The organism is Aeromonas sp. 82P (genome assembly GCF_051919365.1).
GTDB lineage: Bacteria > Pseudomonadota > Gammaproteobacteria > Enterobacterales > Aeromonadaceae > Aeromonas > Aeromonas veronii.
In genome coordinates, this window is the sequence record NZ_JBQBEV010000001.1 from 3,849,925 (window position 1) to 3,866,202 (window position 16,278).

The following is a 16,278-nucleotide window of genomic DNA, read 5'->3' on the forward strand; positions in this document are numbered from 1 at the left end:
ACAGGCTCCGCCATCTTCATCATGGACTCAACCTAGGGGCAGCTTGCCGCCCCGACATCCAGCCAGACATCGTGCTTGCCCGGCTCGTTGCCTTGAGTCCACCACTTGGCCTTCCACTGACGGCCGTTGTGGTTGGTCAGCTCACCGCCGTTGTAGGCAACGGTAGCGCTCCAGCCCAGCTCAACCTGACTCGCCAGCGCCCACTGATCGGCGGCACGGCCCGGTTCATTGCCCTGAGTCCAGTACTTGGCACGCCATACCAGCTGGTTGTGGCTCACCTTGTCGCCGCCGTTATAGACCTTGCTGGCCTGCCATGCGGGAACATTCGCCGCTTCCGGATCGGTGGTGTTGCAAGAGCCATCGACCACGGGCGCCAGCGTCAGCACGATGCGCCCTTCGCTCTGATGTACCCCGTCCGAGACGCTCACACTCAGCTCATGCTGCTCGCTGGTGGTGACAGCTGGCGGTAGCAGACGCAGGTTGGCACTGGTCTCGCCGTCCGCCTGCCAGCCCGCCGGGAAGTGCCAGCGGTAGCTGAGCGCATCCCCCTCGGGATCCCTCGCCTCGGCAGTGATGGTCAGCCACTCACCGCCGATGCCGCCAAGCTGCGCCGGCACTGTCACCACTGGAGGCTGGTTCTCAACCACGCCCTGCTCCAGCGGCCGCCCGTTGACGGTAAAGGAGAGCGCCTGCTGCGGTGGCAGCAAGCTCTGCTGTACCAGTGTCTGGCCACGGCACTGGATGGTGGCGCGGCCGGGCTCGCTGGCGGTGGGCAGGTTGATGTGGAACTTGTTCATGACGCTGCTGGCCGCTCTGTGATTGGCCAGCCTGAAGCGCTGCAGACCATCGCGGGTCTCCACCTGCAACTGGCAGTCATTGCCGGACAGGGTGCTGCTGTCATCCGGGTAGGTGAAGCCGTAGGCGCCATGCAAAGCCGGATAGATGTAGCTACGCAGGGCTCCTTGCGGATCGTAATAACCCACCAGGGTGGTCACCCGCACGCCGAACTGCTCGGGCTTGCGTGCAACCTTGGTATCGATGGGGGAGACCTCCACCCAGCTCTGGCCATCCGAGGTGAAGCTCTTCTTGAAGCCCCTGCTCACCAAGATATCCTTGCCGTTGATAAAGAGGTGGCTGTTGTAACCGGCCCCGTGATCGATGGTCAGACTGCGCCCGCGGTTGTCCGCAGAGGCAACCGGCACCCGGATATCACGAGTCCAGCGACCGTCCCACATGGCGACCCTGACCAAGCCGTAATCCGCCAGCAGGGCACTCAGTCCGTCCTCGCTCAGGGCATCCATGGGGGCATCGACCTTCTCGATCCCCTCGATTGTGTGCTGATAGGGCTCCATCCTGGCCGTCGCACTGTTCCACTTGCTAAAGCCGGTGGCCGAGTTGGCATCGAACACCGCCTTGCTCTCCAGGAAGCGCTGGATGATGGCGGCCGAATTGGGGGTATAGAGGGTGAAACGGTTGGCGCCAGAGAGAGGGCTGCCGCCCGCCATCGCATCGTAGCCAAACTTGCGGCCATCGAACGGCGGCTGGCACTGGCCATCCAGACAGGCATCCTCATTGGTGCGGGTCGGCGAGAAGTTGGGGATGAAACGGTGTTTGTCACTGTCCCAGCCCCAACTGGAGTTGAGCTGATCGGCACTGCGATGAACCGAGCCGCGGAAACCATCTACATAGTGGCCAAGGCCGAAGTTGTGACCCACCTCGTGGCTGAACTCGTTGCCCAGCGAATCATCCAGCGTGACGATGCCACCGCCACCGGAACCACCGTGCACCTGAACCCCATTGGCATACTTGCCGCGACTGTTATGCGCCGTCAGCTGGGCCACCACAAAGGGATGGCTCCCCTCCCCTTCACCGGCACTGCTGTTGATGCCGTAGTTGGCATTGTCGATACCGTGGGAGATAAGCTCCTTGCCGATGCGCTGACGCATGGTGCCGCCATGCCAGCCCCCTTCGCTCGGGTCAAAATCGGTTAGCAATGTGCCATTGGGCAGCATCACCTCAGGCAGGGAGAGCGGTGCATACTGACTGACAATCATCCGGCTGGCCGGAATGGTCTGGAAGTATTCGCGATGGGCCTCCTTGTCATTGGCAAAGGCAAAGCGATCCCGTGGCGTGGTAAGCATGCCGATGTCGATGGTGTGCAGCAGCAGCTCGCCGGGGGCGCCGACCTTGATGTCACGCAGTTCACCACTGAGATTGCCCTGTCGAACGGAGAGGGTCAGTCCGGGCAGGATCCACCCGGCAGGCAGCTCGCCACTCCAGGTATCCAGGGCATAGGTGATGCGGTTGTTCTCCAGCTCCCCCTCGCGGAACCACTGCCCATTGGCAAACTTGAACTGCAGGGTCTGGCCACGGGAGACGGTCACCTGTCGCTCGCCATAGAAGGCCGTCGAGTTATAACCGGCGCTGGAGCGGATCCGCACCATCTTGCCCTCCAGCTCCGGGCTCACGGGCAGGTAGATATCCCGAACCCAGCGGCCATCGGCGGTCTGGATCTCCACCAGCGCGCGACCAGTCAGCCGTTCCTTGAGGAAGGCGCCGCTCTTGTCGTTCAGTTTGGCCAAATCAGCACTGCTGCTGATGATGGCAGTGGTGCCGCTCTCCGGGATGAAACTCACACCCCCTTCTGGAGCCCCCGCGAGGTGGTAGACAGTCTCTGGCAGCGCCGATGGCGGCGACAAGGTCAGGGTGCCCAGCAGCTCGCCGCTGCCGTCACGGGCCTCCACCGTTATGGGGGTCACCCCGTCGGCCTGGAGCGGTTTAACCAGCAGCAGGCTCTTGCGCAGGCTGGTCAGGATGGGTTGGCGATCCCCCTCTTTGGGATGGGAAGGCAGGATCTGGCTCTGGGCAAACTGCACGCTGGCAGCCAGGCTACCCGCCAGATCGCTTTGCGGGGTCGTGTCATTGAATATCAGGGGCGAGGTGGTGGCAGACAGGGGGCCAGCCGCCAGGGTTGCCATGATGAGGGCAGCGATTCGGGTCACATTTGTGGTCATTGTCGGGTTCTCGTTCATATTGCTACCTGGAATGAGGGGCATGTCGCCATGCCCCGTCATCGGTGAGGAGGCCTCAGTTACAGCTTGCTGCCCCGACATCCAGCCAGACATCGTGCTTGCCCGGCTCATTGCCTTGAGTCCACCACTTGGCCTTCCACTGACGGCCGTTGTGGTTGGTGAGATCCCCGCCGTTGTAGGCAACGGCTGCGTTCCAGCCCAGATCAACCTGACTCACCAGCGCCCACTGATCGGCGGCGCGGCTCGGCTCATTACCCTGAGTCCAGTACTTGGCCTGCCATACCAGCTGGTTGTGGCTCACCTTGTCACCGCCGTTATAGACCTTGCTGGCCTGCCATGCGGGGACGTTGGCCGCTTCCGGATCTGTGGTGCTGCAAGAGCCCCCCTCACCACCTTCGTTGATTGGCGTGACGGTGAGACGGGTGGCCGCGTTGGTGTCGAGTGCGCCATCGGAGACGGTCACTGAAAGGTCATAAGCGGTTTCGGTATCCACCGCCGGGGCGGTGACCACCAGGGTGGCACTGTTCTGGCCGGTCGCCGTGATACCGGCAGGCACTTGCCATTGATAGATCAGCTCGTCGTCATTGGGGTCGGATGCCTTGGCAGTGATGGTCACCTGCTTGCCCTCTTCCACCTTGACGCTGGCGGGCAGAGTGACCACCGGAGGCAGGTTGGGCTGCGGCGCCTTGTTGGTCACCACCACCTGATCCCTGGCGGTCAGTTGATGGTCATCGGTCACCGTCAGCTCGAACACCAGATTGATGTCGGCGGACACGGCATCGAGTACAACCTGGGCCTTGGCCTGAGTGGCATCAAGCAGAGCGGCCTGCGGGCCGGAGACCTGCTTCCAGCTATAGGTGAGGGTGCCATTTTCCGGGTCGTGGGAGGCGGAGCCGTTCAGCGTCACCTCGGTCGGGCCGGTGACACTCAGATCGCTGCCCGCGTTGGCTACTGGCGGCTTGTTGGCTGGCGGAGTGACCCCTTCACCGTGACCGAGACCTTCATGCATGGCGTTAAGGATGTCGCCGTTGTCGGCATCGATCTCCCAGGAGAAGAGCCCGCCCAGCTTGTTGGCCAGCACGTATTGGCCTTTCGCCTTGACCGAGCGCTCGTCGTCATAGGTGATCAGCTCGCCGGTGGAAGGCTTGAACAGGGTGGCTGCTTCGGCAGTCTCGTCGTAGTTGTACTCCCAGCCTGCGCCCATATGGCTGTTGACGATGTGGCGATAATCCAGCACACCATCTTCCCAGGTGCCCTTGATCTTGCCGGTGGCGGTGCCGGTGAAGGGATCGTTGCCCTGATAGCCGCTCACCCCTTTCCAGCCGCGACCGTAGGCGGCGGCACCGATCACCAGCTTTTCCGAGTCGACCCCTTGCGCCAGCAGTTGCTGTACCGCTGCATCAGTGTTGTAGCGCTTGTTGGCCGAGCCGTTGGTGGCCTGATAGAGGTTGGCCTGATGACCCAGGGAGGTATTGCTCCAGGCACCGTTGTAGTCGTAGCTCATCACGAAGAGGTGGTCCATGTACTGCTGGGCAGCCTTGTAATCCACATCCTCAATCTTGTCGTAACCGGCCCCGATGGCGGAGGTGAGCTGATAGGTGCGACCGGTCTCGGCCTCCAGCTCGTCGAGCATGGCGCGCAGATCCTTCATGATCAGCACATAGGTTTCCCCATCTTTGGTCTTGTCCCCCAGATTGGGGTTGGCACCGTCGCCGCCCGGGAACTCATAGTCGATGTCGACACCGTCGAAGAACTTCCAGGTCTGCAGGAACTCTTTGACCGAGGCGACGAACACGTCACGCTTGGCCTTGTCATGCATGAAGAAGAAGGGGTCGGAGAGGGTCCAGCCACCGACGGAGGGGAGGATCTTCAGGTCCGGATAGGCCTGCTTGAGGGCCATCAGATTGCCGAAGTTGCCCTTGTAGGGCTCATCCCAGGCGACCAGTGACCCCTGCCCTTTTTGCAGCGCGGCCCAGGGATCGTGAATGGCGACCTGGAAATCCTTGCGCCCGGCACAGGCACGTTGCAGCGCCTGGAAGCTGCCGGCAATCTCTTTGAGGCTGTCGTTGAGGCCATCACCGCCACAGATCGGGGTGAAGCCATAGAGGATATGGGTCAGGTTCTGGGCCGGCAACTTGTCCACGGTGAAGTTGCGATCATAGACCCCCCACTCCACATAGTAGGTACCGACCACCTTGCCGGATTTGTTGACGTAAGGCTTGTTGTGCTCCTGCAGAGCTGGCTTGAGCGGCGCAAGGTGGCTGCCGTCGGTATCGGCGACCACGATCTCCTTGGCATCAGACAGGGTACAGCCATCGCCGTTGCACAGCGCGACCTGCATCTGATAGCGCCCCCCCTTGTGCACCTTGAAGGTGGCGGTACCCGCGGCGGAAGAGAGACCGGACCAGACTTCCTTGCCATCCAGCAGCACCTTGGCACTCTGGCCGATATCGCCGTTCCAGATATTCCAGGTAACGGTCACATCGGCGCCATCCTTCACCTTGACCAGCTCGTTATAAGCGGTCGCGGACTGGTTGACTTCGACGATGGCAAACTTGGTGGGGCCCCAACCGATAGCGGGTTTGCCGGGAGCTGCCGCATAAGCGGCGGAGGAGGCGAGCAGGGTACCGACCATCATGGCCAGCAGTGCGGGTTTTGGACTTAGCATATTGCTTTCCTTTTCGTTATTGGAAAAACGAAAGGGCAACGCAACACGACAGGTGACACAAAAACGGCCACCCCTTGGCAAAGGCAGCCTGCATTCTACTGTGGTGGCCCCGCTATCCTAGGTCGTCTTGACCCTTAGACCGGAAGCTTTGCGTCCCGACTTTTCAATCGGTTTGCCCTTGTCACAACGTTATTTCTGGCGATAAATAATCGCCGATTGACTGTAGGGTAATTCTGATAAGTAAGCAAATCGGACCATTGCCAGCCCACCGGTTACCAACCCTGACAATTACCCACTTTCAAGAAATTAATGTTTAAAAAACAGCCGGATATGCAGACCTAATCTCATCACCTCCAACCAGATACCTCACACCATTTTTTTGATCTGCATCACACCAAATTGAGAAAAATCAATGAGTAAGAACAATATGCGACAAAAGACCCATCTGTATCGCAACTAATGAATTTATAATCGCCGCTTTGCATGGCCAGCAGGTGTCTTCATGCCCAGCGAATTGCCCTCACGCACCCGGTTATCCAGATACGACAAATTTGTTCGTTTGACGATTTATGCCTTGCCACTGGCCGGTATGATCTGGCTTATCAACAGCCTCAATGGCTGGCAAAGGGCGCCGCTTGCCAGCACCTTGCTAGTCCAGAGCTACCTTATCTGCACCTTCTGACTCTATCGCCACTACCGCTACCATCTGCACCGCCAGTGGCAGCATCTGAGTGAGGCGCTCAAGATCAACGAAACCACCACCGAACTGGCCCGCAACTCGGCGCAATACCAGACCGAAGAGGCCTTTCTGGAGGATCTGCTCAGACGAGCCGTGATGTTGATCCCGGGAGCCGAGATGGGCTGCCTGATCAAGCTGCTGCCGGGCACAGGCATGTTGAGATATGAAGCGGCCATCGGCATGGATTTGGTGAAACTGCGGCGGATCAATCTGCCGCTGGAGCACACCTTTCAGTACAAGCTGACTCAGGGGCGCTGCAACAAAACACTGCTGATCAACGACCTGTCGAAGATAAATGCCACCATGCCCCTGTCCGAACAGGACAGAGAGCTGCTGGTCAACTGCACCGACCTGCCCATCCAGGCCACGCTGGCGACCCCGATCCATATCGATGGTCAGCTCTACGGCATGATCAATATGGACAGCAGCAAACGTAATGCCTTTACCCGCTACGACAGCCACCTGATGGCGATCCTGGCGCGAGATATTCGCCACGCCATCACCATCTATCAGCAGTCCCGCCGCATCTATCAGCTGGCCAATACCGACCAGCTGACCGGGCTCGCCAATCGCCAGCAATTCGAACTCGCTCTGCAAGCACAGCCAGAAGGCACCCTGCTGCTGATCGACATGGATAATCTCAAACAGCTAAATGACAGCAGTGGCCATTTGGCGGGTGATCAGGCCCTGAGCCTTATCGCTGCAGGCATACGCCAGCACTTTGGTCAGGGGGTCATTGCCGCCCGCTTCGGCGGGGATGAGTTTGTGCTGCTCACCACTCTGACACCGACCGAGCTGCAACAGGCGATGGCCAGGCTGACCACCATGCTGGCCAGCGCCTCCCCCACTATCTCGTGCAGCATGGGGATGGCCCCCTATCGCGGCGACTTTGCCGCTGCGTTTGTCAGAGCCGATGCCGACATGTACCAACACAAGCGGCACCACAAAGAGCAGCGTGCGGCACAGATGCCAGCTATCGGGGAGAGCATTAATCACTAGGCAAGAGTGAGCACTTTGCTGGGACACGAGAGAAGCTGAGGGAAACCGGTTGGCAGACCCGCCAGAATGTGGCGAAGCGGGGAGGAAAAACGGGGCATGACCGGCATGCCCCGCTACCATTCAATGCTTATTTACAGCTGGCGGCCCCCACATCCTGCCAGACGTCGTGTTTGCCGGGCTCATTGCCCTTGGTCCAGTACTGCGCCTTCCACTGACGGCCGTTATGGGTGGTGAGCTCGCCACCGTTGTAGGCCACATTGGCATCCCAACCCAGTTGCACCTTGCTCACCAGCAGCCACTGATCCGCGGTGCGGCTAGGCTCGTTGCCCTGGGTCCAGTACTTGGCCTGCCACACCAGCTGGTTGTGGCTCACCTTGTCGCCGCTGTTATAGGTGCTGGGCGCTTTCCAGACTGGCCAGTTGGCCGCATCCGGATCGGTCGCCGTGCAACCACCGCCGCTGCTGGCCGGTTTGACCGTCAGACGGGTTGCCGCACTGGCATCCAGCCCACCGTCGGAGACGGTGACGCTCAAGTCATAGCCGGTGTCGCTGGTGACGCTCGGGCCGGTGACCACCAGAGTGGCGCTGTTCTGACCCGTTGCGGTGATGCCTGCCGGCACGCTCCACTGATAGGTCAACGGATCACCATTCGGATCAGAGGCGGTCGCCTTGATGGTCACCTGCTTGCCCGCCTCCACAGAGGCCGTGGCAGGTAGACTCACCACCGGCGCCAGATTGGCCTGCGGCGCCTTGTTGGTGACAACAACCTGATCCTTGGCACTCAACTGCTGGTCATCGGTCACTGTCAGCTCGAACACCAGATTGATGTCGGCGGACACGGCATCGAGTACAACCCGGGCCTTGGCCTGAGTGGCATCAAGCAGGGCAGCCTGCGGGCCGGAGATCTGCTTCCAGCTGTAGTTGAGCGCGCTGTTTTCCGGATCGTGGGAGGCCGACCCATCCAGCGTCACCTCGGTCGGGCCGGTCACCTTGAGGTCACTGCCCGCGTTGGCCAGCGGCGGCTTGTTGGCCGGTGGCGTGACGCCACTGCCGTGGCCCAACCCCTCGTGCATGGCGTTGAGGATGTCGCCGTTGTCGGCATCGATCTCCCAGGAGAAGAGGCCACCGAGCTTGTTGGCCAGCACATACTGCCCCTTGGCCTTGACCGAGCGATCGTTGTCATAGATGATGAGATCGCCGGTCGCCGCCTTGAACAGATAGGGAGCCTCGGCCACCTCGTCGTAGCCCTTCTCCCAGCCCGCCCCCATCCGGTTGTTGACGATGTCGCGGTAATCCACCACCCCGTCCTCCCAGGTGCCTTTCACCTTGCCGGTCGCCTTGCCGGTGAAGGGGTTGTTGCCCTGATAACCGCTCACCCCGGTCCAGCCACGGCCATACATGGCGGCACCAACCACCAGCTTGCCCGGCTCAACCCCCTGCGCCAGCAGCTGATTGACCGCCTTGTCGGTGGTGTACTTGGTATCGGGATCCCAGCTCGCCGCATAGAGGTTGGTCTGGTGGCCCAGCTCGGTGTTGCTCCAGGCACCGTTGTAGTCGTAGGTCATCATGAAGATGTGGTCCATGTAGGGCTGGGCCGCCTTGTAGTCCACATCCTGGATCTTGTCGCCCCCCGCCCCAATGGCGGAAGTGAGCTCATACTGGCGACCGGTCTCGGCCTCCAGCTCGTCGAGCATGGCCCGCAGCTCCTTCATCAGGGCCACATAAGTGGCACCATCACTCGGGCTGCCCAGTTTCGGGTTGGCACCCTGTCCGCCTGGGTACTCCCAGTCGATATCCACACCGTCGAAGAACTTCCAGGTCTGCAGGAACTCTTTCACCGAGCCGACAAACACATCGCGCTTGGTTTTGTCACCGAGGAAGTAGAAGGGATCGGAGAGGGTCCAGCCGCCGACCGAGGGGAGGATCTTGAGGTTCGGATAGGCCTGCTTGAGCGCCATCAGGGCGCCAAAGTTGCCCTTGTAGGGCTCGTCATGGGCAGTGAGGTTGCCTTGCGGCATCTGGATGGCGGCCCAGGGATCGTGCATCGCCACCTTGAAGTCCGCCCGGCCGGCGCACGCCCGTTGCAGCGCCTGGAAGCTCCCTTCGATCTCCTTGAGGCTGTCGTTGAGGCCATCCCCGCCGCAAATGGGGGTGAAACCATAGAGGATATGGGTCAGGTTCTGGGCCGGGATCTTGTCCACCGTAAACTTGCGGCCATAGACCCCCCACTCCACATAGTAAGTCCCCACCACCTTGCCGGACTTGTTGGCGTAGGGCTTGTTGTTCTCCTGCAGCGGCGCCTTGAGTGGCACCAGATGGCTGCCATCGGTATCGGCAACCACGATCTCCTTGGCATCAGAGAGGGTACAGCCATCGGCGTTGCACAGCGCCACCTGCATCTGGTAGCGCCCCCCTTTCTTCACCTTGAATTTGGCGCTGCCCGCCGCGGCCGAGGGGCCGGACCACACCTCCTGACCATTGAGCAGTACCTTGGTACTCTGGCCCAGATCGCCGCTCCAGAGGTTCCAGTTCACCTCCACATCGGCGGCATCCTTTACCTTGACCAGATTGTTGTAGGCAGTGGCCGCCTGATCGACTTCAACGATGGAAAACTTGGTGGAGCCCCATCCGATGGTCGGCTTGCCGGGCGCCGCAGCATAAACAGACGAGGCGCAGCACAGACCGACCGCAAGGGCCAGCGTGGTAGGCTTTGGACTTAGCATTTTTATATTTCCCTATTTCGTTATGTTGGCAACGAAAAGGGCTACGCCCTGACAGGTAACGCAGACGGCAGTGCGGCCTCTTGGCAAAGGTGCACAACAACCTGTGGTGGCCCCGCTATCTCAAGTACGGCTCATCCCTGGGCCGGAAGCTTTGCGTCCCGATCTTGCGATCGGTTTGCCCTTCGGTTACTTCATTTGCGATGCAAAAAATTGCATCCCGACTATAGAGTGAGCCAATCCGGTCTGCCACTGTCGGCGTTCACCGACAGTGGCAAGCCAATACTGTAACTGGCGGCGATTGCGCAGAAAGATGAAGATATCTTCGCCAATAAATCTCTGTTTTCGGCATTCATCCATGACCACGGGCCACGGGGTCATTGTACGGTTTTGTGAGTCGGTTCACGGCTAGCCGCCCCGGATGTGGCTAGCGCAGCAGCAGACTGTTCATCAGAGCCCGCAGTTTGAGCGGTTTGACCGGTTTGCTGATGTAGCCATACCCCCGCTCGCGGATCTGCGCCTGCAGCTCGCTCTTGCGATCGGCACTGATGATGATCCCTCCCAGCTCGTCGCCACACACCTGTTGCAGGACAGCGAGCGCCTCCAACCCGGTCTTGCCATCATCGAGGTGGTAGTCGGAGAGCACCAGCCGCGGCACAAACCCCTCTGCCACCAGGGCCTCGGCTTCGGCCAGATCGACGGCGCAGCGCACCTCGCAGCCCCAACGGCCGAGCAGGGTGCTCATGGCGGTCAGAATGTCCCGCTCGTTGTCGATACAGAGCACGGCTACCCCTTCCAGCTGGCTGTCACGCACCACCGGCACCGCCAGCTGATGGGCCGTGACCGGCCGGGTCGCCAGATTGAGGGTCACCGCAAAGACCGATCCCTTGCCCGGCCAGCTCTGCAATGTGAGCTGATGACCGAGCACCTGCGAGATGCCGCGGGCGATGGCAAGCCCCAGACCCAGCCCCTGCTCCTTGGCGGTGCGGGAGTGATCGAGACGGGAGAACTCGTCAAAAATAGCCTCCTGCTTGTCCTGCGGGATACCGGGGCCGTTGTCCCATACCTCGATGCGGATCTTCTCCCCCATCCGGCGGCAACCAAGCAGCACCCGGCCCCCCGGGTTGTAGCGAAACGCATTGGTGAGGAAGTTCTGCAACACCCGGCGCAGCAGCCGCACATCGCTGTGCACCGCGTGCTTGCTCTCCACCACCGAGAAGTGGATCCCCCCCGCCTGCGCCAGCACGCCAAACTCCGCCTTGAGGTTGTCGAGCAGATCGCACAGGGCAAAGTCGAGCTTCTTGGCCTTGAACTTGCCCGCTTCGAGCCGCGAGATATCGAGCAGATCGGTGATGAGATCCTCGGTCGCCCCCAGCGCATCATCGATATGGCGGGCGATGCGGGCCTGCTCGCCAGCATCGGGCAACATCTCCAGCAGGGAGGAGGTAAACAGCTTGGCGGCATTGAGGGGCTGGGTCAGATCGTGGCTGACCGCCGCCAGAAAACGGCTCTTGGATTGATTGGCCCGCTCCACCTGCTGGTTCACCAACAGCAGCTGGCGGTTGAGTTCGGAGAGCTCACGGGTGCGCTCGGCCACCCGTGCCTCCAGATGTTCGTTCGCTTCGCGCAGCACCCGCTCCGCATCGCGAAACGGCGTGATGTCGGTAAAGGTCATGACAAAACCGCCGGCGGGCATGGGGTTGCCCTGCATCTCGATCACCCGCCCGTCCGGGCGCTCCCGCGCCGAGATATGGGCGCTGCCGCGCTTCATAAAGGCAACCCGCCGCGCCACGTGATCCTCGATATCACCGGGGCCACAGAGCCCCTGCTGGGCGTTGTAGCGAATGATCTCCTCGATGGGGCGCCCTGCCTGAATAAGCCCGGGCGGATAGTGGAACAGCTCGATGTAGCGGCGGTTCCAGGCGACCAGCCGAAGCTCCCTGTCCACCACCGAGATCCCCTGCCCGATATGCTCGATCGCCCCCTGCAACAAGCCTCGGTTGAAGCGAAACACGTCGGAGGCCTCATCGACTATGGTGGCGATCTCCTCGAGCTGCATGTTGCGCCCCTGCAGGGCCGAGGCGAGCACCAACCGCGCCGACGAGGTACCAAACACCCCCGCCAGCAGCCGCTCGGTATGTGCAATCAGCTCGGCCGATGCTTGCATCTGGGGCGCCAGGGTGCCGCCCCGCTCACCGGCGAAACGACCAAAGGCGCGCTTGACCCGGCTTGAGCCGACAAAGCGGGCCGCCAGCATCTCCAGCTCCTTGACCGAGACCCGCGCCTGATAGAGGGCGGCGGTATCGCGGCTCGGCTTGCCGACAAAGTTGGCCGCCTGCAGCCGCTCGCTCACCGCAGGGCGCGACAATAAGGAACCGGCAACATAGCCGAGCAGGTTGAACAGCAGGCTCAGGAAGATGCACCAGGCCCCGAGACTCAGCTCGCGAAACGCGGGCCAGTCCGGCGGAGCCAGCAGTTCAGCCAGCGGTGAACCGGCCAGCAGCCCGCTCTCCACAAGCAGGGTGACGAACCAGAGGCTCACCCCGAGGCTCAACCCAAGATAGACCCCCTTGCGATTGCCATGACGCCAGTAGAGACCGAGCAGCAGGGCTGGCGCAAACTGGGCCACCGCGCCAAAAGAGAGATAGCCGATGCGCGACAAGCTGGTGAGATCGCCGAGCCAGAGGTAGAGCCCCCAGGCCGCCAGCAAGATCAGCAGGATGGCGCCACGGCGCACCTGCAGCAGCAGCCGTACCAGCCGCTCGTCGCGCCCCTGCCGCCAGAAGCGGCGCAGCAGCACCGGCAGCACCAGATCGTTGCTCACCATGATCGCCAGTGCGATGGTGCAGACGATCACCATGCCGGTGGCCGCCGAGGTACCGCCGAGAAACGCCAGCATCGCCATGCCATCGAAACCGAGGGCCATCGGCAGACTTATCACATAGGTGTCGGAGGCCATATCGGCACCCACCCACTGCTTGCCCGCCAGCGCCAGCGGCCAGATAAAGAGCCCCATCACGAACAGGTAGAGCGGGAAGATCCAGCGCGCCCAGTGCAGATCCTGCCCCTGATTGTTCTCCACCACAGTCACATGAAACTGGCGCGGCAGGCAGATGACGGCGCACATCGCCAGCACCGTATAGATGGCAAGCTCCAGCAGGTTGCCGGGGCTCACCGCCATCACCTGCGCAAAGAAGTCGCGGGTCACCTGTTCGTGAGCCTCGCCCGGTTTGCTCAGGATCAGCCAGAGGGCGAAGCCCCCCACCGCGATAAAGGCCAGCAATTTGACCACCGACTCGAAAGCGATGGCCACCACCATCCCCCTGTGGTGCTCGGTGGCATCGAGATGGCGGGTACCGAACAGGATGCTGAACAGCGCCAGCAGCAGAGTAACCCCGAGCGCCAACTCGCTGGTATTGCTGGTCGGGCTGATGCCGCCGCTGTTGACCATCAGCAGATCCAGCCCGGTGACGATGGCTTTGAGCTGCAACACCAGATAGGGGAGGATCCCTATGATGGCGATGAGGGCGATCACCATGGCGAGCCGCTGGGATTTGCCGTAACGGGCGGCGATAAAGTCAGCGATGGAGGTGATGTGTTCGCGCTTGGCCACCAGAATAAGGCGGGCCAGCAGCCGCCAGCCAAACAGAAAGACCAGCATGGGGCCAAGGTAGATGGGTACTGGTGACCAGGGGGATTCACTCGCCTGCCCCACGGTGCCGAAGAAGGTCCAGGAGGTGCAGTAGACCGCCAGCGACAGGCTGTAGAGCAGCGGTTGCCCCTTGAGACGGTGCCGTTTGTGCTTGTCAGCCACGAAGGCGATCAGAAACAGCAGCCCCAGATAGGTGAGCGACAATCCGATCAGCAGCCATCCCTGGTGCATCGATAACTCCTTGTCCATGTTGAGTTTTTGTATACAACCTCGCCAGTCTAGAGAGGCTACAGCCAAAAGTCATCCCCTTCGGACAGATTGAAATTATCGTTTTTCAATAAGTTTTATCTTGACTGTATATCGCAAAACAATAAACATTGCCGATATGAATATTGATAAACGATAAACTTTACCTTTCAGATAAAACCATCACAGTGAGGAATGAGATGATCTCCAACAAACTCGAACGCTCGAGCATGCTGATCGAATGGCTGCTACTGCTGGCACTGCTGGCGACCCCTTTGATCACCTTGCTGGAGGTGTGGACCCCCTTCGGTGGCGCCGATTTGCTGCAGGAGAAGCTCAACACCATCTTGAGCCGCCCCGGCATCAATCCTGCTGACTATCCCCTTCACTTCTCCACCCGGCTGCTCGGCACCCTGGTGCAGCTGTTGCCGGATCTGGTCTTTATGATGATGCTCTGGCAACTGCGCCAGCTGTTTCGTGGCTACCGCGCCGGTCTGCTCTTCACCTTCGAGCAGATCCGCCGCTATCGGCAGATCGGACTGCTGCTCTGTACAACCTTCCTGGTCGAATTGATCCTGACCCCCTTGCTGGATACGGTGCTCACCATGAGAGGCCCGGAAGTACTCGGTACCATAGCGCTGAGTACCTCCGATTTCCGGGTACTGCTGGCGGGACTGATCGTACTGGCGCTGGCACTGGTCATGCGCGAGGCCAAACTGCTGGCCGATGAACAGCAACTGACGGTGTGAGGATCCTATGCCCATTATCATCCGCCTCGATGCCCTGCTGGCCGAGCGCAAAATGACCGCCCGCGAACTGGCCCAGCGCATCGACATCACCGAGGCCAACCTCTCGATCCTCAAGAATGGCCACGCCAAGGCGGTGCGCTTCTCCACTCTGGAGGCCATCTGCCGTGAACTCAATTGCCAGCCCGGCGATCTGCTGGGCTACGAGCAGGAGCGCTAACCCCCTTATGAGTCGTCATATCACCCTGTTTGCCCTGTGGCTGCTGCCGCTGTGGGCCTGCGCTGGCCATGACGCGAACGGCCCCCGCTACCTTATAGAGCAGGGCGCCAGCGCCAATGTGCTGCAAGTGCGCCTCACCATGCAGGGCAAGCCTCCCTTTACCCTGCTCCCCGCTCGTCAGTTGCCGGGCAGTGCCACGCTGGTTTCCCCCGCGCTGGTCTGCCTTGCAAACAACCAGCCGGTTGCCCTCAACCAGCCCTTCTCCTGCAAGGAGATCGGCTGGCAGATCACGCTCACCCCCCCTCCGACAGTGGGTGCAGATGCCTCGGCCCAACAGTCGCTGCTGTTTGCTCCCAACCAGTGGCTATTGACCGAGTGGGGTAACTTTGTGCGCCAGATGGGGAGCCGCCAAGGAAAGGTTTGTCTGCCGGATGGCAACTGCCAACCACTGCCGGATGTCAACCAGCCGCCGCTGATCCTGCCATTTGGTCTGGACACTGTGCCCGTCACCAAGCCGGATCCGCGGCTGGTGCTGAGCCATGACGAGATCGCCAACCAGCTCGATCTGCCGGCCTTGCAGCAGCAACTGAATGAGATCATCGACTATCTGGCCTTCCAGCTCGATGTGGATCCGCCCACTCACCCGTGGCAACTGGTGTGGCTGGGGCGGGATGTGGCGACCCACTCCCTTGGCGGCGCCGCCGGGGATCAGGTGTTTGTTGCCAACTACCCCACCGAGGCTGGCAAGCCGACGCCACAGGCCCCCTTGCGCCTGCTGCGCACCTCGGCCCACGAGGCGGTACATATCCTCAGCGCTCGCCGTACTGCCCCACAGCCCACCTGGGTCAACGAGAGCCTCGCCGAGTACCTTGCCATCAAAGCGCTGCGCCGCTTTCGGCTGCATCAGGTCACGGCGGTCAACGAGCTGGCCGAGCGGGGCAAACAGCTGCCCCATAGCGAGAGCGGCCTCTATCGGGCAGCTCGCGAGGTGCTGGCGGGCGATCGCTCCTACTACCCGCTCTTTTACGTCAAGGGGAGCGCCTTCTGGGAAGCGCTGGAGCGGGAGTTGCAACACAATGACGTGACGCTGGCGCAACTGCTGCCCCAACTGGGCTGGCTGCCGGATGGCCGCTTTGATGCTGCATCCAATGAGCTGCTTGCCGGCACCATCGGCTCGGATACCTGGCGCCGCCTCAGCCGCCTCTATCTGGGCGAGCAGCAGTAACAGCGCAACCGCGACAACGAAAAAGGGAGAGC

The 16,278-nt window shown here is 61.2% G+C and carries 9 protein-coding genes and 2 riboswitches; of the genes, 5 read left to right on the forward strand and 4 right to left on the reverse strand.

Annotated elements, in window-relative coordinates; genetic code table 11:
• Positions 1-32: 32 nt before the first annotated feature.
• Positions 33-3,014: a M66 family metalloprotease gene (locus ACTG2S_RS17565; RefSeq protein ID WP_439983019.1), complete on the reverse strand. Its 2,982-nt coding sequence runs from the start codon at positions 3,012-3,014 to the stop codon at positions 33-35.
• Positions 3,015-3,087: 73 nt separating this feature from the next.
• Entirely contained in the window at positions 3,088-5,700 is a 2,613-nt protein-coding gene (locus ACTG2S_RS17570; protein WP_439983021.1) for a glycosyl hydrolase family 18 protein, read from the reverse strand.
• Positions 5,701-5,799: 99 nt separating this feature from the next.
• Positions 5,800-5,887, reverse strand: a riboswitch (cyclic di-GMP riboswitch).
• Between the two features lie 315 nt (positions 5,888-6,202).
• Between ACTG2S_RS17570 and ACTG2S_RS17575 the strand changes: the two genes are divergently transcribed.
• On the forward strand, positions 6,203-6,382 hold the full coding sequence (locus ACTG2S_RS17575; protein WP_279498658.1) for a hypothetical protein: 180 nt from the start codon (positions 6,203-6,205) through the stop codon (positions 6,380-6,382).
• 84 nt (positions 6,383-6,466) lie between these two features.
• On the forward strand, positions 6,467-7,438 hold the full coding sequence (locus tag ACTG2S_RS17580) for a sensor domain-containing diguanylate cyclase (protein WP_439983260.1): 972 nt from the start codon (positions 6,467-6,469) through the stop codon (positions 7,436-7,438).
• 127 nt (positions 7,439-7,565) lie between these two features.
• On the opposite strand, the gene ACTG2S_RS17585 is transcribed toward ACTG2S_RS17580, so the two are convergent.
• The gene (locus ACTG2S_RS17585) at positions 7,566-10,160 is read right to left on the reverse strand and encodes a glycosyl hydrolase family 18 protein (RefSeq protein WP_279498660.1); all 2,595 of its coding nucleotides are present in this window, start codon (positions 10,158-10,160) and stop codon (positions 7,566-7,568) included.
• A 102-nt stretch (positions 10,161-10,262) separates the two neighbouring features.
• A riboswitch (cyclic di-GMP riboswitch) is annotated at positions 10,263-10,350 on the reverse strand.
• 234 nt (positions 10,351-10,584) lie between these two features.
• On the reverse strand, positions 10,585-14,040 hold the full coding sequence (locus tag ACTG2S_RS17590; RefSeq protein ID WP_274161490.1) for a hybrid sensor histidine kinase/response regulator: 3,456 nt from the start codon (positions 14,038-14,040) through the stop codon (positions 10,585-10,587).
• A 215-nt stretch (positions 14,041-14,255) separates the two neighbouring features.
• Here ACTG2S_RS17590 and ACTG2S_RS17595 point away from each other — a divergent pair, with 215 nt between their 5' ends.
• Genes ACTG2S_RS17595 through ACTG2S_RS17605 form a run of 3 tightly spaced genes read left to right on the forward strand, consistent with a single transcriptional unit; the run spans position 14,256 to position 16,246 of the window.
• Positions 14,256-14,804: a DUF2975 domain-containing protein gene (locus tag ACTG2S_RS17595; RefSeq protein WP_149152309.1), complete on the forward strand. Its 549-nt coding sequence runs from the start codon at positions 14,256-14,258 to the stop codon at positions 14,802-14,804.
• Positions 14,805-14,811: 7 nt separating this feature from the next.
• Positions 14,812-15,021 carry a helix-turn-helix domain-containing protein gene (locus ACTG2S_RS17600; RefSeq protein ID WP_005348179.1) on the forward strand — a complete coding sequence of 70 codons (210 nt, stop codon included), beginning with the start codon at positions 14,812-14,814 and terminating at the stop codon, positions 15,019-15,021.
• Positions 15,022-15,028: 7 nt separating this feature from the next.
• The gene (locus ACTG2S_RS17605) at positions 15,029-16,246 is read left to right on the forward strand and encodes a hypothetical protein (protein WP_274161491.1); all 1,218 of its coding nucleotides are present in this window, start codon (positions 15,029-15,031) and stop codon (positions 16,244-16,246) included.
• Positions 16,247-16,278: the final 32 nt, after the last annotated feature.